The sequence below is a fragment of the Helcobacillus massiliensis genome, assembly GCF_014191425.1.
Taxonomy (GTDB): Bacteria; Actinomycetota; Actinomycetes; order Actinomycetales; family Dermabacteraceae; genus Helcobacillus; species Helcobacillus massiliensis.
Genome location: NZ_JACHWP010000001.1, coordinates 902,294 through 921,471 on the forward strand (window position 1 = coordinate 902,294; position 19,178 = coordinate 921,471).

General features: G+C 68.8%; 18 protein-coding genes. 3 read left to right on the top strand and 15 right to left on the bottom strand.

Features of this window, described 5'->3' with window-relative positions:
* Position 1 precedes the first annotated feature (1 nt).
* Positions 2 to 421, top strand: coding sequence for a (deoxy)nucleoside triphosphate pyrophosphohydrolase (locus FHX50_RS04155; RefSeq protein ID WP_183374722.1), 420 nt, complete (start codon positions 2 to 4; stop codon positions 419 to 421).
* A 64-nt stretch (positions 422 to 485) separates the two neighbouring features.
* Here FHX50_RS04155 and trxA read toward each other — a convergent pair whose 3' ends face one another.
* From trxA to FHX50_RS04170, 3 genes are read right to left on the bottom strand one after another with little or no spacing between them, the layout of a single operon-like run.
* Positions 486 to 857: a thioredoxin gene (gene trxA, locus FHX50_RS04160; RefSeq protein WP_183374724.1), complete on the bottom strand. Its 372-nt coding sequence runs from the start codon at positions 855 to 857 to the stop codon at positions 486 to 488.
* A 51-nt stretch (positions 858 to 908) separates the two neighbouring features.
* Complete coding sequence (gene hisS / locus FHX50_RS04165) at positions 909 to 2,267, bottom strand: histidine--tRNA ligase (RefSeq protein WP_183374726.1); 1,359 nt, start codon at positions 2,265 to 2,267, stop codon at positions 909 to 911.
* A gap of 48 nt (positions 2,268 to 2,315) precedes the next feature.
* Positions 2,316 to 3,053 carry an MBL fold metallo-hydrolase gene (locus FHX50_RS04170; RefSeq protein WP_183374728.1) on the bottom strand — a complete coding sequence of 246 codons (738 nt, stop codon included), beginning with the start codon at positions 3,051 to 3,053 and terminating at the stop codon, positions 2,316 to 2,318.
* Positions 3,054 to 3,291: 238 nt separating this feature from the next.
* Here FHX50_RS04170 and FHX50_RS12335 point away from each other — a divergent pair, with 238 nt between their 5' ends.
* Together FHX50_RS12335 and FHX50_RS04180 are read left to right on the top strand one after the other, a co-directional pair.
* Positions 3,292 to 4,893, top strand: coding sequence for a DUF349 domain-containing protein (locus FHX50_RS12335; protein ID WP_343064037.1), 1,602 nt, complete (start codon positions 3,292 to 3,294; stop codon positions 4,891 to 4,893).
* Positions 4,894 to 4,988: 95 nt separating this feature from the next.
* Positions 4,989 to 5,588: a hypothetical protein gene (locus FHX50_RS04180; RefSeq protein WP_183374730.1), complete on the top strand. Its 600-nt coding sequence runs from the start codon at positions 4,989 to 4,991 to the stop codon at positions 5,586 to 5,588.
* A gap of 16 nt (positions 5,589 to 5,604) precedes the next feature.
* On the opposite strand, the gene FHX50_RS04185 is transcribed toward FHX50_RS04180, so the two are convergent.
* The 12 genes from FHX50_RS04185 to thrS all read right to left on the bottom strand — a co-directional run bounded on the left by FHX50_RS04185 (position 5,605) and on the right by thrS (position 19,073).
* Positions 5,605 to 7,938, bottom strand: a complete 2,334-nt coding sequence (locus FHX50_RS04185; protein WP_183374732.1) for a RelA/SpoT family protein — start codon at positions 7,936 to 7,938, stop codon at positions 5,605 to 5,607.
* A gap of 108 nt (positions 7,939 to 8,046) precedes the next feature.
* Positions 8,047 to 8,583 carry an adenine phosphoribosyltransferase gene (locus FHX50_RS04190; RefSeq protein ID WP_183374734.1) on the bottom strand — a complete coding sequence of 179 codons (537 nt, stop codon included), beginning with the start codon at positions 8,581 to 8,583 and terminating at the stop codon, positions 8,047 to 8,049.
* Complete coding sequence (gene secF / locus FHX50_RS04195; RefSeq protein ID WP_183374736.1) at positions 8,580 to 9,572, bottom strand: protein translocase subunit SecF; 993 nt, start codon at positions 9,570 to 9,572, stop codon at positions 8,580 to 8,582. Before secF ends, FHX50_RS04190 begins: the two co-directional genes overlap by 4 nt.
* Positions 9,569 to 11,338 carry a protein translocase subunit SecD gene (gene secD, locus FHX50_RS04200; protein ID WP_183374738.1) on the bottom strand — a complete coding sequence of 590 codons (1,770 nt, stop codon included), beginning with the start codon at positions 11,336 to 11,338 and terminating at the stop codon, positions 9,569 to 9,571. The genes secF and secD overlap by 4 nt, the downstream gene beginning before the upstream one ends.
* Before the next feature lie 57 nt (positions 11,339 to 11,395).
* Positions 11,396 to 11,854 carry a preprotein translocase subunit YajC gene (gene yajC / locus FHX50_RS04205; RefSeq protein WP_183374740.1) on the bottom strand — a complete coding sequence of 153 codons (459 nt, stop codon included), beginning with the start codon at positions 11,852 to 11,854 and terminating at the stop codon, positions 11,396 to 11,398.
* A gap of 96 nt (positions 11,855 to 11,950) precedes the next feature.
* Entirely contained in the window at positions 11,951 to 13,096 is a 1,146-nt protein-coding gene (ruvB, locus tag FHX50_RS04210) for a Holliday junction branch migration DNA helicase RuvB (RefSeq protein ID WP_183374742.1), read from the bottom strand.
* Entirely contained in the window at positions 13,093 to 13,731 is a 639-nt protein-coding gene (gene ruvA / locus FHX50_RS04215) for a Holliday junction branch migration protein RuvA (protein ID WP_183374744.1), read from the bottom strand. The genes ruvB and ruvA overlap by 4 nt, the downstream gene beginning before the upstream one ends.
* Before the next feature lie 26 nt (positions 13,732 to 13,757).
* Complete coding sequence (gene ruvC / locus FHX50_RS04220) at positions 13,758 to 14,342, bottom strand: crossover junction endodeoxyribonuclease RuvC (RefSeq protein WP_183374746.1); 585 nt, start codon at positions 14,340 to 14,342, stop codon at positions 13,758 to 13,760.
* 9 nt (positions 14,343 to 14,351) lie between these two features.
* Positions 14,352 to 15,104, bottom strand: coding sequence for a YebC/PmpR family DNA-binding transcriptional regulator (locus FHX50_RS04225; protein ID WP_183374747.1), 753 nt, complete (start codon positions 15,102 to 15,104; stop codon positions 14,352 to 14,354).
* 77 nt (positions 15,105 to 15,181) lie between these two features.
* On the bottom strand, positions 15,182 to 16,459 hold the full coding sequence (locus FHX50_RS04230; RefSeq protein ID WP_183374748.1) for a PrsW family intramembrane metalloprotease: 1,278 nt from the start codon (positions 16,457 to 16,459) through the stop codon (positions 15,182 to 15,184).
* The gene (locus FHX50_RS04235; RefSeq protein ID WP_183375356.1) at positions 16,456 to 16,962 is read right to left on the bottom strand and encodes an HIT family protein; all 507 of its coding nucleotides are present in this window, start codon (positions 16,960 to 16,962) and stop codon (positions 16,456 to 16,458) included. The genes FHX50_RS04230 and FHX50_RS04235 overlap by 4 nt, the downstream gene beginning before the upstream one ends.
* A 110-nt stretch (positions 16,963 to 17,072) precedes the next feature.
* A complete protein-coding gene (gene thrS, locus FHX50_RS04240; protein WP_183374749.1) occupies positions 17,073 to 19,073 on the bottom strand; it encodes a threonine--tRNA ligase in 2,001 nt (666 codons plus the stop codon).
* Between the last annotated feature and the right edge of the window lie 105 nt (positions 19,074 to 19,178).

The window sequence follows — 19,178 nt, forward strand, 5'->3', positions numbered from 1 at the left end:
CATGCCGAGCCGTCACCTCCCCACCGCCCTCATCGTCGTCGCTGCCGCCATTCAGCACAACGGAGCTTTCCTGTGCGCCCGCAAAGCCCCCGGCACCGCGAACGCCGGACTGTGGGAGTTCCCCGGTGGGAAGGTCGACCCCGGCGAAACGGACGCGGCCGCGCTGATCCGCGAGATCCGCGAGGAGCTCGGCTGCTCCATCACCGTCGGCGACCGTGTCTCGGCCACGGTGACGCCCGGCCGGCGCCGCGCCGTCGAACTGCGGGTCTACACCTGCGCCCTGACCGGGGATGCGCCGACATCATCCACGGACCACGATGCGATGCAGTGGGTGCACCCGTCGGACCTCCCACACCTGGCCTGGGCACCCGCCGATCTCGACGCGGTGCGGATCCTCTCCGGCGGCGCCGCGCCGGCATGACGAACGGGCGGGCCCACGAAGATCGTCGTGGACCCGCCCGGTGCGGTGGTTCAGGTGCGGCGGATCAGCCCTGCTGCTTCGCCTTCTGCTCCTCGTAGGCCGTGCGCACCTCATCCATGTCCAGGCCCTTGACCTGTTCGATGAGGCTGTTCAGGTCGTTCTCGCGCAGTGCGCCGGGCTGACCGAATACGGGGATGCCGTCGCGGTAGGCGACCAGGGTCGGGATGGAGGTGACGCCGTACTGCATGGCGAGCTGCTGCTGCGCCTCGGTGTCGACCTTCGCAAAGGTGATGTCGGTGTGCTTCTCGGCCGCGGCCTCGAACACAGGGCCGAACTGGCGGCAGGGGCCGCACCATTCCGCCCAGAAGTCGATCAGGACGATGCCGTCCTTGACGATGTCGTCGTGGTTCTCGGTGGTCATCTCAAGAGTAGCCATGCTGGTTCCAACCCCTTTCGGTGTGGTCCTATTCCGTGTGCGTGAGCGCGGTCACTCGGCGGTGGTGATGCGCACTCGCGCGTCCTCAGCGGGGATCTCCCAGGTGCGGGCATCGGCCTGCACCTGCTCACCGCTGCGGATGTCCTTGACGTCGCCGGTGGTGCCGCCGTCCTCCGACGGGAACCAGACGAACGGGATGCCGCGCCGGTCGGCGTAGCGGATCTGCTTGCCGAACTTCGCGGACGTCGGCGACACCTCCGCGGCGATGCCTCGTTCGCGCAGTTCGCGCGCGATCTCGGTGCTGCGCAGACGCTCCTGCTCGCTCTCCACGATGACGAGGACCGCAGTCGGCACGGAGCGGGTCGGCACCGCCGCCTGGCGGGTCACCAGGCGCGACACCAGGCGCGACAGGCCGATCGACAGGCCCACACCCGGGTAGGTGAAACGGCGATCGGCGGCGAGGGTGTCGTAGCGGCCGCCGGAGCAGATGGAGCCGAGGTCCTCATGGCCCTCCACGAACGTCTCCACGACGGTGCCGGTGTAGTAGTCGAGTCCGCGGGCGATCGACAGGTCCGCTTCGCACACGCCCGGAGCCGACGCATCGACCGTGCGGATCACGTAGGCGAGCTCCTCGACCGCGGCGTCGATGTCGTCGCTGCTGAGTCCGAGAGCAGCAATCCTGTCGGCGAGGTCGTCGGCGCCGGCGCGGATCTGGGCGAAGGCGAGGCACCCGTCGGCCTGCTCCCCCGTGGCGCCGGCCTTCTCCATCAGCTGACGGCGCACCTCTTCGGGGCCGATCTTCGCGATCTTGTCCAGTTCGCGCAGAACCGCAGGGGTGTCGGTGAGGCCGAGCGCGGTGAACACAGCTTCGGAGAGCTTGCGGTTGTTGACCGCCATGCGGAAACCGCCGGGCAGGGGGAGGCGGCGGAGGATGTCCGCCATCACGATCGCCACATCGGCGTCCATGTGGGCGGGCAGCGCGTTCTGGCCGATGATGTCGAGATCGGCCTGGTAGAACTCGCGGAAGCGGCCGTCCTGGGGGCGCTCGCCGCGCCACACCTTCTGCACCTGGTAGCGGCGGAACGGGAACTCCAGCCTGCCCTGGTTCTCCAACACGTAGCGGGCCAGCGGCACCGTCAGGTCGAAGTGGAGGCCGAGGCGGCGGTCCTCCCCGTCGGCAGCGGGGGCGTCCTCACCGTCCTCCGCGTGCAGGCGGGAGACGACGTACACCTCCTTGTCGATCTCGCCCTTGCGCAGGAGCTGCTTCATCGGCTCCACAGCGCGGGTCTCGATGTTGGCGAAGCCGTGCAGTTCGGCCACCTCGCGGAACACGTCGATGACGTGCTGCTCCACGAGCCTGTCGGCGGGCAGCCATTCGGGGAATCCTGACAGCGGCGTGATCTTCGCCATGCGGGTGTGCTCCTTGGGGTGGTCCGGGTGGGGCGCCCAGCCGTGCGGCTAGAGGCTCAGGAACCTATTATCGGTCAGTTCGCGTCCGAATGCAGAGGCCGGTCCGTGTCCCGGCACGATCGTCATCGCACGCCGCTGCTCAGCGAGGGCCCGCAGCCGGCGCAGGGACGCGAGCATGTCGTCACTGCTGCCGCCGGGCAGATCCGTGCGGCCGATGGAGCCTCGGAACAGGATGTCGCCGGTGAAGGCGATGCCGTGCTCGTGGAGCTCGGCCAGGCCGTCGGTGATGCCGCCGGCGGGTACGGCCCGCACCGGAGTGTCGGCGCAGATGATCGTGGATCCCTCCGTGTGCCCGGGCAGGGTCGTGGTGGTGAGGCGGTGCGCGCCGAGCTGGATCGTGTCCTCCTCGGCGAGTTCGCGGACCTGCGCGGGCCGCTGCCAGCCGAGCTGCTCCCAGACCGGCCGGATGGCGCCGGTGAAGGCGTCCGGCAGCTGATCGATCGGGCAGTCCAGCCGGTAGGAGTCGCCCCGGCCCACGTGCACGGGGACGTCCCAGTCGGCGGCGAGGCGGGCAGCGTCGGCCACGTGGTCGAGGTGGCCGTGGGTGACGGCGAGACCGACGGGTTCCAGCTCCCCCGCGTCCAGGTACGCCTGCACGGTCGGCGCGACGTCGAACCCCGGGTCGATGATGAGGGCGGCTCCGCCCTGCTGATCCTCGTGGAGGACGCAGCAGGTGGCCTGCAGGAACGGGGAGACGACGAAGCGGACGGCGAGAGGACTGCTCATGACTCCATCGTGGCACAGGCCGGTCCCCGGGCCGATTCCGCGACGATTGCCCGCACTTCAGCCCGACGGGGTAGGGTTTTCGCAGGTCCCGGCCCACTCGCGCCCGCGCGTGCGATCCCGGTGCGGGGATCGTCCCCGCGGCGGCTGACTGCGCGCTGCGGATCCATGCCCCGGGCACCGCCGAGTGCCCCTGTCCGCGCCCCCAGTCGGGCGCAGCACCGTACGAAGGAGCATCGACGTGAGCGACGACCGCACCGCCGAGACCCAGCAGAACTCCGGCGAGCCCACCGCCGCCGAGGCCGCCCCCGAGACCGCCGCAGCTGAGCAGACCGCCGGTGCGGTGACGCCCGCGGACCAGCCCATCGATCAGTCCGCGAAGACTGCCCAGGAGGCGGCGCAGACCGGCGCGGTCCCGTCGGCCGGCGACGATGCCCCGACCCCGTCGGCACCCACCACGCCGGCGCCGTCTGCGCTCACCTCGGCGACCACGTCGTCGCCCGCCCCCAACCCGGCCGCTGTGGCCAAGCGGTCCACTCCCCTGGTGCCGGTGATCCCCGTGGCCGCCGAGTACGACGACGCGAAGGTCGCCGAAGCGAAGACCTTCGGCACGGTCCGCGAGGACGGCGTCGTCACCGTGCAGGACGGCACCCAGGTGCGTGAGATCGGCGCCGTCGAACCGGGCACCGACGTCGACGAGGCCCTCACTCCGTTCGCCCACGCCTACCTCGACCTCGCGGCGTTCCTCGACATCGTCGAGCAGAAGCTCGGGGTGGACGGCAACACGCAGGCCGATCTCAACCGCATCCTCGAGCAGATGCGCAAGAACATGAAGGAGCCGAAGACCGTCGGCGACATCCCGGCGCTGCGCCAGCGCGCCCACGACCTGCGCGAGAAGGCGAAGGAGCAGATCGGGGAGCTGGAGAAGAAGCGCCAGGCGGCTCGCGATGAGGCCACGGCGAAGCGCACCCGCTTCGTCGAGTCCATCGAGGAGCTCGTGGCCACCGATTCCCACCGCATCTCGTGGAAGAAGGCCGCCGCCACCATGCGCGGCATGGTCGGCGAATGGAAGACGATGCAGAAGGGCGATGTCGCCATCGACCGCTCCGTTGAGGACGGACTGTGGAAGCGCCTGTCCGCCGCCCGCAGCGAGTTCGACCGCAAGCGCCGCGCCCACTTCAGCCAGCTTGATGCCGACCACGCCGAAGCCGAGAAGGTGAAGGCCGCCCTGATCGACCGCGCCGAGGCGATGAAGGACTCCGAGGACTTCGGCAACACCGCCCGCGCCTACCGCGAGCTGATGGACGAGTGGCGCGCCGCCCCGCGCGGCAACCGCAAGAAGGACGACGCCCAATGGGCGAAGTTCAAGGCCGCCCAGGATGCGTTCTTCGAACGCCGCAATGCCGACCGCAAGAGGATCGAGGGCGAGCAGAAGGAGAACCTCAAGGTCAAGGAGGCGATCCTCGACGAGGCGGAGGCACTGCTGCCGATCACCGACCTCGACGCCGCGAAGGAGAAGATGCGCGGCATCGAAGAGCGCTTCGACGCCGCCGGCCGTGTCCCCCGCAACGCGATGCGCCGCGTCGAGGACCGCATCCGCGCTGTCCGCGACGCCCTGAAGAAGGCGGAGGACGCCGAGTGGCGCCGCACCGACCCGCGCACCCGCGCACGCGTCGAAGGCGCCTCCAGCCAGCTCCACAGCGCCATCGCCTCCTACGAGGAGGACCTGGAGAAGGCGAAGGCGTCCGGCGATGCGAAGCGCATCGAGAAGGCGCAGGCCGCTCTCGACGCCCGTCGCGAATGGCTCGCTGTCATCGAACGCTCCGCACAGCAGCTGAACTGACCACCGGCACTCAGCGCGTCCCTGTGGACGCCTGACTGTCCACAAAAGGATCTCCCCTCCTGCCCCGCCGTCCGAACCGGACGATACTGACGGGCATGAGGGGAGATCTTTCTGCCTGTGCCGAACCGCTGACCGTGTGGTCTCCGCACGCGTACGAGCTCGGACGAACGATCAGCCGACATCTGCTGCTGGACGCCGGTGATGTCCGCACCCAGCTGATCGGCTTCGACGTCCCGGTGCACCGCCTCGGCGCAGACCTGCTGCTGCCGGCCCACGTCGACGTGTCACTGCCGGAGCGCGCCGTTCTCGCAGCGATGGGCATCGGCGCGGACCTGCGCCGGCCGTGGGTGCTGGCCAACTGGAGCGCCGCCTGGGTGTACCTCGGCGGCGCGCCGCCCGAGCGTCCCGCCGTGGCGGTGCCGCACCGGGCCCGCACCCGCGGTGGGGTGACGCTCCACCAGTTCTCCCTCTCCCCCGCCGATATCCTCACGATCGGGGGCTGCCCTGTCATGTCGCCGAGCCGCGTGGCCGCTGACCTGCTGCGCACCGGGCCCGACGACCCCGGTGTGATCGCTGCGCTGCGAACGCTGCTGGAACGCGGGTGGACGCAGAAGACCGTCGTGCGCGAACGCATCCACGAGATCGGGCCGGGCAGGAACTCACGGCGCTCCCTGGAGGCGCTGGAGCGTCTCTGAACGGCCGACGGAACCGTCAGTGGGAGCGGGCACCCGTCGCGTCGAGGATCGGCTGACCGTCGCTCGAGACACGATACGCATCCAGCACACCCTCGACACGGCGCACCTGCGCCAGCAGGAAGCTGAGGTGACCGGGGTCCACCAGCTCCACCGAGAAGTGGGCAATGGCCAGACGGTCCGGATGGCTGTTGCAGGAGGCGGACAGCATGTTCGCCTGCTGGTCGCTGATGACGTTCGCGAGATCGGTCAGCAGGCGGGAGCGGTCCAGTGCCTCCACCTTGATGTGGACCAGGTACTGGGAGCGGGCACTGCCGGACCATGACACCTTGAGGAACCGCTCCGGGTTCTGCTTGTTCATGTCGATCGCGTTCGTGCAGGCCGCGTGGTGCACGCGCACACCGGCGCCGCGGGTCACGAACCCGACGATCGGGTCGCCCGGCACGGGCGCGCAGCACTTCGCGAGCTTCACCCACAGGTCCGATTCTCCGTCGACCACCACGCCCTGGTCGGCCTGGGCGGCATCGCTGCGTCGCCGTGAAGTCACCTTCGACGGCAGCACCGCCTCCGCCTGGTCCTCCTCGGAGCCGTCGACCCCTCCGAGGGCGTGGACGAGGCGACCCGTGACAGCGCCTGCGCTGACATGGTTCTCACCGATCGCGGTGTAGAGCGCGTCCACGCTGTCGTAGTTGAGGTCCAGCGCAACCTGCGACAGCAGCTCATGGGTGAGCATGCGCCGCAGCGGCAGGTTCTGCTTGCGCAGCTCCTTGGCCAGTTCGTCCTTGCCGCGGTCCAGTGACTCTTCGCGGCGCTCCTTGGAGAACCACTGCTTGATCTTGTTGCGCGCACGCGGCGACTTCACGAAGGCGAGCCAGTCGCGGCTGGGCCCTGCGCCCTCCGCCTTGGAGGTGAACACTTCGACCACGTCGCCGGTGGCCAGCTCCGCCTTCAAAGACACGAGCTTTCCGTTGACTCGGGCGCTGATGGTGCGGTGCCCGACCTCCGTGTGGACGCTGTACGCGAAGTCCACGGGGGTGGCACCCTGCGGGAGGGAGATGACGTCGCCGCGCGGGGTGAAGACGTACACCTCCTGGGTGTTCATCTCGTACCGCAGGGAATCGAGGAACTCACCGGAGTCGGTGGTGTCCTTCTGCCATTCGAGGAGCTGGCGCAGCCAGTTCATCTCCCCGCCCTGGATGTCCAGGGTGCTGCCGGAGCGTCCGTCCTGCGGCTCGTTGCGCATCTGCGCCTTGTACTTCCAGTGCGCGGCCACACCGTACTCAGCGCGTCGGTGCATGTCCCAGGTGCGGATCTGGATCTCGACGGGTTTGCCGGTGGGGCCGATGACGGTGGTGTGCAGCGACTGGTAGAGATTGAACTTCGGCAGCGCGATGTAGTCCTTGAAGCGGCCCGGGATCGGGTTCCACCGCGAATGCAGGATGCCGAGGACCCCGTAGCAGTCGCGCACGGAATCCACGAGGACGCGTACGCCCACCAGATCGTAGATGTCGGCGAAGTCGCGGCCGCGCACGATCATCTTCTGGTAGATCGAGTAGTAGTGCTTCGGACGGCCCGTGACGGACGCGCCGATCTTCGCCTGGGAGAGGTCGTCCTCGATGATGGCGGTGACCTGCCCGAGGTACTTCTCGCGGGCCGGGGCGTGGCGGGCGACCAGGGCGACGATCTCGTCGTACACCTTCGGGTAGAGCACCTGGAAGGAGAGGTCCTCCAGTTCCCACTTGATGGTGTTGAGGCCGAGGCGGTGCGCCAGCGGCGCGTAGATCTCGAGGGTCTCCTTCGCCTTGCGCTCCGCGGACGACCCGGACACGTACTTCCAGGTGCGGGCGTTGTGCACGCGGTCGGCGAGTTTGATGAGCAGCACGCGGACATCGCGGCTCATCGCGATGATCATCTTGCGGACCGTCTCCGCCTGCGCCGCTTCGCCGTACTGGACCTTGTCGAGCTTGGTGACGCCGTCCACCATGACGGCGATGGTCTCGCCGAAGTCGGTCCTCAGCTCGTCGAGGGAGTAGTCGGTGTCCTCCACGGTGTCGTGCAGGAGCGCTGCCGCAAGCACCTCGGACGGGCTGCCCATTTCGGCGAGGAAGGTGGCGACGGCGACGGGGTGGGTGATGTACGGGTCGCCGCTGCGCCGCATCTGGCCGCGGTGCGCCTTCTCGGCGACCTGGAAAGCGCGCCGGATGAGGGTGAGGTCGGTTTTGGGCTGGTGGCCGCGGATCGCTTGGATCAGCGGTTCGAGCAGGGGGTCGTCCGGGGTCTTCTTCCCGCCGAAGAGGCTCGTGAGGGACCGCCTGGGCGTGCTCGGCCCATCGGGGTGGGTGCTCTCAGCCATAGCGCGACCTCCTTCTGACCTGTGCCCTGATCCTAGCGGTCCGGTGCGCCTCGGCCAGCCACTCGCCGCGCTTGTGACCGAACCGTCAACCCTGGTCCGGTCCGGTCGTCAGTTCGGGACGCTCCACACAGTGGTGACGGGGACGTCGTCCAGGACGTCCCGTCCGCCCAGACCCTCGAGTTCGATGAGGAAGCTGGCACCGGCCACGTCGGCCCCGTACTGGCGGGCGAGGTCCACGGTGGCGCGGGCAGTACCGCCCGTGGCGAGGAGGTCGTCGACCACCATGACGCGGTGGCCGTCGCCGATGGCGTGCTCAGCGATCTCGACCGTGGCGGTCCCGTATTCGAGGTCGTAGGTGAGCGAGCGGGGGTCGCCGGGCAGCTTGCCGGCCTTGCGGACCGGCACGAATCCGATGCCGAGGGCGTACGCCATGGGGGCACCGAACACGAAGCCGCGCGCCTCGGTGCCGATGATGAGGTCGATGTCCGACGGGATCTTGGAGCACCAGTGGTCCATCACCTGGCGGAACGCGACGGGGTCGCGCAGCAGCGGGGTGATGTCGCGGAACAGGACCCCGTCCTGCGGGAAGTCGGGGTACAGCGCAATGTGGCTGTCGTAGAGGCTGTCGATGGTCGTGTCGCTCATGCGGCGACTCCTTCCTGGGCGGGCGCGGACGCCACGCGTGCACTGTGCTCCCGGATGCCGCGTTCACGGCTGCGCAGATCCACGAGCAGCCCCGGGGCGAGGAAGATCGAGGAGAACGTTCCGCTGATGATGCCGATGAACAGGACCAGCGAGATGTCCTTCAGCGTACCTGCACCGAGCAGGAATGCGCCGATCACGAGGATCGCGCCGACCGGCAGCAGCGCAACGACGGAGGTGTTGATGGACCTCACCAGGGTCTGGTTGGCGGCGAGGTTCACCAGCTGTTCGAACGTCCTGTTCTCCCTGGGCAGGTGAGCGGTGTTCTCACGGACCTTGTCGAACACCACGACCGTGTCGTACAGGGAGTAGCCGAGCACGGTGAGGAACCCGATGATCGTGGCGGGGGTGATCTCGAAGCCGATGGCGCCGTAGGCGACCACGGTGAAGATCAGGTCGCTCAGCAGCGCCAGCAGCGCTGCGGCGGATGCCTTCCAGTTGCGGAAGTACAGCGCCATCACCACGCCGACGAGCGCGAGGAAGACGAGGACTCCACGGATCGCCTTGTCGGTGACGCCCTGGCCCCAGTTGGGGCCGATGAACGAGGTGGAGACGGCCGACGGGTCCACGCTGTACGCGGAGGCGAGGTCGGCGGCCAGGGCCTTCGTGGCGTCGGAGTCCAGCTGCTGGGTCTGGATCCGCAGAGTGTCGGAGCCGAGGGCGGTCACGGTGGGTTCGTTGTCGGGCACGTGGTCGCGGACCACGGTGCGGGCGGTGTCGGTGTCGGAGACGCTCACGCCCGGAACCTGGAACTCGCTGCCGCCGGTGAAGTCGATGCCCCAGTTGAATCCCCGCACCCCGGCGACGATGCCGAGGATCAGAAGGACGCCGATGGCGATGGCGTACCAGGTGCGGCGGCGGGTGACGATCCCGAAGGAGCGCTTCCCGCTGTGGAGGTCATTGCCGAATTCGGCCAGGTTCAGCGTGCTCATGCGTCATCCTCCATCTCGCGCTCCAGGCGCACCTTCCGCTCGGCCAGGGTCTCAGTGGGGGCATCGTCTCCGCCGCGGCGGGAGCGCCGGCCCTTCCTCTCGTCGGGGCTGCGGAAGCGGCCGCGTCCGGCATAGGCGGGGACGTTCCGACCCAGCTGCGCGGGATCCAGACCGCTCATCGGGTGGCCCTTGCCGAAGAAGTTGGTGCGCACCAGGGTCTGCAGGATGGGGTGGGTGAAGAGGAACACCACGACGAGGTCGAGGACAGTGGTGAGTCCGAGAGTGAAGGCGAACCCGCGCACCGATCCTGCACTGACGAGGTACAGCACCACCGCGGCGATGAGGTTGACCGCGTCGGAGGCGAGGATGGTCCGCTTGGCGCGGTCCCAGCCGTGGTCGACCGCGGCGCGGATGCCGCGGCCGTCGCGGATCTCGTCGCGGACACGTTCGAAGTAGACGATGAACGAGTCGGCGGTGAACGCGATGGACACGATCAGGCCGGCTACACCGGCGAGGGAGAGGCGGAAGCCGATCTCGCTCATGTTCGACATGATCGTGATGATCCCGTACGCGAGCATGCCCATGGTGAGCAGACTGAGCGTGGTGACGATGGCGAGGACGCGGTACTGGAAGAACGCGTAGACCACCACGAGGACCAGGCCGATGAGACCGGCGATGAGGCCCTTCTGCAGCTGGTCGCCGCCGAGCGTGGCGGAGATCTCCTGCTCGGATTCGACTGTGAACTCCAGCGGCAGCGCCCCGAACTTCAGCTGGTCGGCGAGCTCCTGGGCGCTGTCGGCGGAGAAGTTGCCGGTGATGGAGGCGCCGCCGTACGTGGGGGCCTGCACCTGGGGTGCGGAGATCACCAGGGAGTCCAGGACGATGGCGAACTGGCCGGTGGCTCCCTCCCCGTTGAACAGGGCGGTGGTCATGTCACCGAATGCCTTGCCGCCGGCTTTGTCGAAGTTCATGGAGACCTGGTAGTAGGTCGAGTTCTCCTGCGGCGCAGCCTTGGCGTCGGTGATGGAGGTGCCGTCGGCGGTTTCAGGGCCCAGGATGTACTTGGCGGATCCGTCGGGCGCGCACGCCACCACGGCGGACTTCGGGGCACTGTTGACGTCGTGGTTGCGGCGGACCTCGGCGTCGGTGCAGTCGAGGCTCGTCCACTGCTTCTCCACCTCGGGAGTGATCTGCTCCAGCGACCAGGCCGGCTTGCCGTTGACCACGGTGGGCGATGCGCCGCCGCCGGCATCGGAGGCTCCGCCGGCATCGGAGCCGGTCGCTTTCGGAGCCGCCTGGGCGCCGCCGCCGTCGGATGCGGCCTGGGCCTTCGCCTGGTCGATCTCCGAGGTGCCGTCGGACCCGCCGCCGTCGGAGGCGGTGGCGTTCGGCGCGCCCTGGATGAGCACGGGCCTGAAGGCGAGTGTGGCGGTGCGGCGCAGAGCGTCGGAGGTCTTCTGGTCGATCGAGCCGGGGACGCTCACCATGATGTTGGTGCCGCCCTGGACGGAGATCTCCGTTTCCGCGACGCCCATGGCGTTGACTCGCTGCGCGATGATGTTGCGGGCCTGGTTCATCTGCTCGCTGGAGATCGGCTCGCCCGTGTTGGATCGGGCCTTGAGGATCACCTGGGTGCCGCCTTCGAGGTCGAGGGCGTACTTCGGCTGCGCCTGCCAGCCCTGGGTGGCGACGGCGAGGCCGAGCCCTCCGCAGACCAGGATCAGGAGGACGGCGAAGGCGCTCAGGGCAATGCGGCGTACTGGCATCAGTGCTCTTTCACGGGAAAGCACCGCCCCGTCATGAGGGGCGGTGCTGCGGAGGGGTCAGAGGGCGGAGGATCCGCGGGTGTCGTCGCGGCGGTCGGAGGGGCGGGTCTCACCGAACGGGCCGGAGGTGTCCTCGGGACGGTGGCCGAACGAACCAGCGCTGTCGCTGTCCACGGAATCGGCATCAGCAGTCGTGGCGCTGCCGGTCGCAGAACCGGACTCGCCGTGGGTCTCCGCGGTGTCCGCCGTGACGGCATCGGTCGGGGTGATGCGCTCAGCGATGGACTGAAGCGCCCACTTCAGCTCGGAGCCGTCCTCGGCTTCGAGGATGACGACGTCGTCGTACTTCTCGACCACGAGGCCGTAGAAGCCGGAGGTGGTGCGGACCTCTTCTCCGACCTGGACGGACTGCACCATCTCCTGGTGCGCCTGCATGCGCTTCTTCTGGCCGCGGCCCATGAGGAGCATCGGCAGCAGCATGAGGGCGAAGAGCAGGAGGAGGAAGGTGAAGTCCACGGAGGGTCCTTTCATACGATGAGTGCGAGCGGCTCAGCGGCCGCGCACAGTGCACCGCCCACTGTATCGGGCGGAACGGTGTTTGCGAGAGCAGCCTCAGGCGAATCGTCCGAGACCTATGTCATCCCCGGGGTCGTCGGTGAGGGCGGGCTGCGCGCCCCACTGCGCGGACTGCGGCGGCGCGGCCAGGCCGAGGTGCTCCCACGCGGCCGGGGTGGCGATGCGTCCACGCGGTGTCCGGCCGAGCAGACCTTCTCGCACGAGGAAGGGCTCCACCACGGTCTCCACGGTTTCGGTCTCCTCCCCCACCGCGATCGCCAGAGTGGACAGGCCGACGGGGCCGCCTCCGAACTTGGTGCACAGGGCGGAGATGACCGCACGGTCCAGGCGGTCCAGCCCCCGCTGGTCCACTTCATAGACGCGCAGGGCTTCGAGAGCGGAGTCGATGGTGATGTCCCCGGTTCCGCGGACTTCGGCGAAGTCGCGCACGCGGCGCAGGAGACGGTTCGCGATGCGGGGTGTGCCGCGGGATCGGGAGGCGATCTCGTGGGCGGCATCAGGATCGACGGCGATCTCCAGCCGACCCGCGCTGCGCTCGATCACCTGGGCGAGTTCAGCCGCCGAATAGAAGTCGAGGTGGCCGGTGAATCCGAAGCGATCCCGCAGCGGGGACGGCAGCAGACCGGCCCGGGTGGTGGCCCCGACCGCGGTGAACGGCGGCAGCTCCAGCGGGATGGCGGTTGCGCCCACTCCCTTGCCGACCACGACGTCCACGCGGAAGTCCTCCATCGCCATGTAGAGCATCTCCTCCGCCGGGCGGGCCAGGCGGTGGATCTCGTCGATGAACAGCACCTCGCCCTCCTCGAGGGAGGAGAGGATCGCGGCGAGGTCACCGGCGTGCTGCACCGCGGGACCGGAGGTGATGCGCAGCGGCGCCCCGAGCTCGCGGGCGATGATCATGGCGAGCGTGGTCTTGCCGAGCCCGGGCGGTCCGGACAGGAGCATGTGTTCGGGAGAGCGGCCGCGCGCGGAAGCGGCGTCCAGGACCAGGGACAGCTGTTCGCGCACGCGGGTCTGCCCCACGAACTCCCCGAGGTCCTTCGGCCGCAGCGCCCCTTCGGCGGCGCGCTCCAGAGCGGCGGCCTCCGCGCGCACAAGGTCCCGGCCGTCCGCGTCGGCACCCGTCGGCCCTCCCCCACCGGGACGCGGCGCCCCCTCGGGGCTGCTGGAGCGTTCGATCATCGCTGACCTCCGAGGCTGCGCAGCGACAGACGCAGCAGCAGCGACGACTCCGCGAGGCGCGCTTCGTCCTCGCTCATGGTGGACAGGACGCTGGTGACGGCGTCCTCCGCCTGCTTCTGCGACCAGCCGAGACCGAGCAGCGCGGTGACCACGTCGGCCGCGTTCGGGGGCAGCGCCGCGGTCTCCTCGTCGGGTTCGGGGCCCGGCGGGGCCTCCTCGTTGCCGAACGCAGCGAAGCGCGCCGCCTTCTCCTTCAGCTCCAGCAGGATCCGCTTGGCGCTCTTGGGGCCGACGCCGGGCACCCGGGTCAGCGCTTTGACGTCATCGCTGACGATGGCGCGGCCGAACTCGCCGGGGGTGAACACGGCGAGAACAGCGAGCGCGATCCGCGGCCCGATCCCGGAGACGGACTGGACGGTGCGGAAGAGGTCGGTCTCCTCAGCGGTGAGGAACCCGAACAGGGTCAGTGAGTCCTCGCGCACCACCAGTTCGGTGTGGAGCAGAATCGCCTGGCCATGCCGGGCCTGCTCGAGGGTCTGCGGAGCGGAGTGGACGAGGTAGCCGATGCCGCCGACCTCCACCACAAGCGCATCGAGGCCGATGGCACTGACGGTGCCGTTCAGAGTTGCAATCACGAACCCATCCTAGAACACATGTTTGATCACCAGTGGGATGTGGAGGCTTCTCGGGAGCGCCGGGCTCGTCGTTCGGCGTCGGCCCACTGCGCCTGCGCGCTGGTGCGCGCCGCTCCGGTGCGGTCCAGGCGAACGGTGCCGCGTCCGCGCCACAGCTGGGTGATCGCGATGGCGACCGCGTCGGCGGCGTCGGCCGGCTTCGGCGCTTCGGCGAGCCCCAGCAGCCGGGCCACCACGGCCTGGATCTGCTTCTTGTCGGCGCGTCCGTTGTCGGTGATCGCGCGCTTCACCTCGGAGGGAGTGTGCATCTCCACGGGGATGCCGCGCTGGGCGGCGAGCACGATCGCCAGTCCAGACACCTGCGCCGTGCCCATGACGGTGCCGACGTTGTTCTGCGAGAACACGCGTTCCACGGCGAGGATGTCCGGGGCGTACTCCTCGATCACCTGCTCCAGGCCGGTGTGGATCTCCAGCAGGCGCTGGTCGATCGTGTCCGCGCTGGAGGAGGTGATGACGCCGGCGCCGACGAAGACGGCGGAGCGAGAGGCCCCGCCGTCGACGGCTCCGAAACCGCACCGGGTCAGACCCGGGTCGATGCCGAGAACGCGCATGGAATCCGATCAGTCGTTGAGCTGCGCGGCGACGTCGTCGGGGATGTCGAGGTTGGTGAAGACGTTCTGGACGTCGTCGGAGTCCTCGAGGGCGTCGATGAGGCCGAGGACCTTCTTCGCACCGTCGAGGTCGACCTCGGTCTTCATGGACGGCACGAACTGCACCTCGGCGCTCTCGTAGTCCTTGCCCGCCTCCTGCAGGGCGGTGCGGACCGCCACGTAGTCGCCGGGGTCGGAGATGATCTCGAAGACATCGCCCTCTTCGTTGATCTCCTCAGCGCCGGCGTCCAGGACGATCTCGAGCAGCTCGTCCTCGGTGTTGCCCTCGACGGCCACCGCGACGACGCCCTTGCGGGCGAACATGTAGGACACGGAGCCGGAGTCGGCCATGTTGCCGCCGCCGCGGTTGAACGCGAGGCGGATCTCGGAGACAGCGCGGTTCTTGTTGTCCGTCAGGGCTTCGACCAGGACGGCGACACCGCCGGGCGCGTAGCCCTCGTACCAGAGCGTCTCGTAGTCGACACCGGACCCGTCCAGGCCACCGCCGCGCTTGACCGCGCGGTCGATGTTGTCGTTCGGCACGGAGTTCTTCTTCGCCTTCTGGATGGCGTCGAAGAGGGTCGGGTTGCCGGCCGGGTCAGGTCCACCCATGCGCGCTGCGACCTCAATGTTCTTCACGAGCTTCGCGAAGAGCTTGCCGCGCTTGGCGTCCAGTGCCGCCTTCTTGTGCTTGGTGGTTGCCCATTTGGAATGACCGGCCATCGATGCTCCCTCTGTCTGTCGGCGAACGGGGGCGCAGGGGTGTGGAGGCAGGCTCCATGGGACCCCGTGCGCCGGGGTCAGGAATCCATTGTAGTGGTCCCACCTGATGCGCCGTTCACCGGCAGCGTCAGGGACGAGATCAGGCGCCGTTCGGACACCAGATCGGTCAGCAGCTCCGCTTCTGTGCGGCGGGCGGCGGCCCCGGCGTCCGCTCCCCCGCTCTGCCGCTGCATGGCGAGCGTCAGGGCCGTGCGGTGGAACGCCCGCATCGCCCACAGCACCACTGCTCCCTGCTCGGACGCCCACACGAGGGACCGACGGCGACTGCGGATGCCGGCGAGCATGTCCACCTCACCGGGGGTGAACCAGCCCGCGGCCGCGTACTCTCCGAGGCGACGGCGCACGATCCGGCGCTGCCGCAGTCGCAGCGCGATCAGCACACCGGCGAGCACCACGAAGATCGGCACCTGGATCAGCGAATAGGTCAGCAGGAAGCTGCCGAAGCCGCCGTCCTGACGGCTGGCGGGGACGAGGAAGGAGGAGCCGTTCCACAGGGCGTGCAGGCACATCCCGAGCGCGATCCCGGCGGGACCGAGCGTGAGGCCGAGCAGGGGTGAGCGGCGCTCGGCTGCGATGCCGAACGCGAGCCCCGCAAGTGAGGTGAAGGCGGCGTGCGCGAAGGGCGACAGCACGCCGCGCACCAGCAGCATGGTCCAGAACAGGGTGGAGTTGCCGGTGATGCCGGCGGCATCGAGGGCGCGAGCGAAGTAGGTGATGTTCTCGGTGAACGCGAATCCGCTGGCGATGAGCATGGCGTAGACGACGCCCTGGACGGGCCCGGCGATGTACCGCCGGCCGAACGCCAGCAGCACGAGCAGTCCGGCGGACTTCATCAGCTCTTCGATGACGGGCGCCTGGATCACCGCGCTGATGAACTGCTGCTCCGTCGGCTCCGGACGCTGCACGGCGAGCAGCAGCTGCACCGCGGTGCCCAGGATGAGGGTGAGCACAACGGAGCCGATCGCGCCCCACGCGAACGCGTACACCATCGTTCCGCGCGGCACCGGGTTGTAGCGGTCCAGCCACCAGATGCCGACGCCGACGATCGCCAGCGGCAGCAGCGAGGCCGTGCCGGCGGCCAGCGCCGTTCCGAACCCCATCGGGATGAACACGAACACGAGCAGCAGCAGGGCTGCAACGGCGAGAACGGCGGCGACCATCCCGAACACGATCCAGCGCGGCCAGCGCCTGCGGCGCACGTCGAGGTGCGCCGTGCGGGAGCCGTTGGTGAGCGGCCGGTCCGCGGAGCCGGCCGGTCGCTCGACGTCATAGTCGTAGTCGTGGGCGTTTCTCACGCGCCGTCCTTCGGCCAGGCGTCGGCAAAGGCACGGCGGGTGTCGTCCAGCAGGATCGGCAGAGCCTTGGTGCGGCCGATGATCGGCAGGAAGTTCGCGTCGCCGAACCAGCGGGGAACCACGTGCTGGTGGAGGTGCCCGGCGATCCCAGCGCCGGCCACGTCCCCCTGGTTCATGCCGAGGTTGAACCCGGCAGGTTTCGACACGGAGCGGACCACCCGCATGGCTGTGCGGGTCAGCTCCGCGACTTCGTGCACCTCCTGCTCGGTCAGGTCCGTGTAGTCGGCGACGTGCCGAAACGGACACACCAGCAGGTGACCGGAGTTGTAGGGGAAGAGGTTGAGGATCACGAAGGCGCTCTGTCCGCGGTGGACGATCAGGGCGTCCTCATCGGTCCGGTCGGGCGCGGAGCAGAAGGGGCATTCGTCCGTCGCGTCCGTGGAGGACGGCTTGCCCGCCCCGTCGATGTACGCCATGCGGTGCGGCGTCCACAGGCGCTGCATGGAATCGGGCGCCCCGGCGAACCGGTAGGGGGCTTCGGATGCGGGCGCGCCCGCGCCCTCGCCGGAGGCGGGGACGCGGGCGGTGTCCGGGTCGTGCGGGAGCGGAGTGCTCACACCTGCTCCTTCTCGGCGATGGAGTGGACGATCCTCTCCACGGCTTCGTCCACGGGGATGCCGTTGTCCTGGGAGCCGTCGCGCATGCGGAAGGACACGGCGCCGTTGGCCTGATCCTCTCCGCCGGCGATCAGCAGATACGGCACCTTCTCCTTGGTGTGGGTGCGGATCTTCTTCTGCATGCGGTCGTCGGAGTCGTCGATGACCACGCGCACTCCCCGCTTGCGGAGCTTGTCCGCCACCTCGTGGAGGTAGGGAGCGAAGTCGCCGGCCACGGGAATGCCGACCACCTGCACGGGGGCCAGCCACACCGGGAACGCACCGGCGTAGTGCTCCAGCAGCACACCGAAGAAGCGTTCGATGGATCCGAAGAGGGCGCGGTGGATCATCACGGGGCGCTGCCGGGAGCCGTCGGACGCGGTGTACTCGAGGTCGAAGCGCTCCGGCAGGTTGAAGTCCAGCTGGATGGTGGACATCTGCCAGGTGCGTCCGATGGCGTCACGGGCCTGCACGGAGATCTTCGGGCCGTAGAACGCGGCGCCGCCCGGGTCCGGAACGAGCTCGAGGCCCGACGCGGTGGCGACCTCTTCGAGGGTGCGAGTCGCCTCCTCCCACACGGCGTCGTCACCCACGTACTTCTCCTCGTTCTTGGTGGAGAGCTCGAGGTAGAAGTCGTTGAGGCCGTAGTCCTTGAGCAGGTCGAGGACGAACTCGAGCACGCGGGTGAGCTCGTCCTTCATCTGATCGCGGGTGCAGTAGATGTGGGCGTCGTCCTGCGTGAAGCCGCGGGCGCGCGTGAGGCCGTGCACCACGCCGGACTTCTCGTAGCGGTACACGGTGCCGAACTCGAACAGCCGCAGCGGCAGGTCGCGGTAGGACCGGCCGCGGGAGCGGAAGATGAGGTTGTGCATCGGGCAGTTCATGGGCTTCAGGTAGTAGTCCTGGCCCTGGCGGGTGATCTCACCCTCGGCGCTGCGCTCCTCGTCCACGTGCATCGGCGGGTACATCCCCTCGGCGTACCAGTCGAGGTGGCCGGAGGTCTGGAACAGCTGTGCCTTGGTGATGTGCGGGGAGTTGACGAAGCAGTAGCCGTCCTCCACGTGGCGGCGGCGAGAGTAGTCCTCCATCTCCATGCGGATCATCGCACCCTTGGGGTGGAACACGGGCAGGCCGGAGCCGATCTCGTCCGGGAAGGAGAAGAGGTCGAGTTCGCTGCCGAGGCGACGATGGTCGCGGCGCTCCGCCTCCGCGATGCGCTCCTGGTACTCCCGCAGCTCCTCCTTCGTGGGCCAGGCGGTCCCGTAGACGCGCTGCAGCATCGGGTTCTTCTCGCTGCCGCGCCAGTAGGCGGCGGCGGAGCGGGTGAGGGCGAAGCCGTTGCCGATGAGCTTGGTGGACGGCAGGTGGGGGCCGCGGCAGAGGTCAGTCCACACGACTTCGTCGCGACGGTTGATGTTGTCGTACATGGTCAGGCCGCCGTCGCCGACCTCCACACTGGCGCCTTCGGCGGCTTCGGACGCGTTGGACTTCAGACCGATGAGCTCGAGCTTGTACGGCTCGGAGGCGAGCTCCTGCTCGGCATCGGGGTCGAGGATGTCACGCCGCTGGAAGCGCTGACCCTCCTTGACGATCTTCACCATTTCCTTCTGGAGGGCCTTGAGGTCCTCCGGGGTGAACGGGGTCTCCACATCGAAGTCGTAGTAGAAGCCGTCGCGGATCGGCGGGCCGATGCCGAGCTTCGCCTCGGGGTTGATGCGCTGCACGGCCTGCGCGAGGACGTGCGCGGTGGAGTGGCGGAGGATCATCAGGCCGTCGTCGCTGGTGAGCTCCACGCCTTCGACCTGGTCGCCGTCGGCGACCTCCGCGTAGAGGTCCTTCAGTTCACCGTTGACGCGCAGGGCGACGATGTCCCGCTGAGATTCGAAGAGCTCGGTGCCGGTGGTCCCTCCCTCGACGGTGGTGGGCGTTCCGTTGAGGACGATGCTGATCTGGGACACGTGAGCTCCTTATCGCTGAGGGGATCCGACCTACCATGCCGGCTCTGCCGTCCAGTGTAACGATGCACCGGGGGCGCTCACAGCTAGGGTTGTCGGTATGGATCA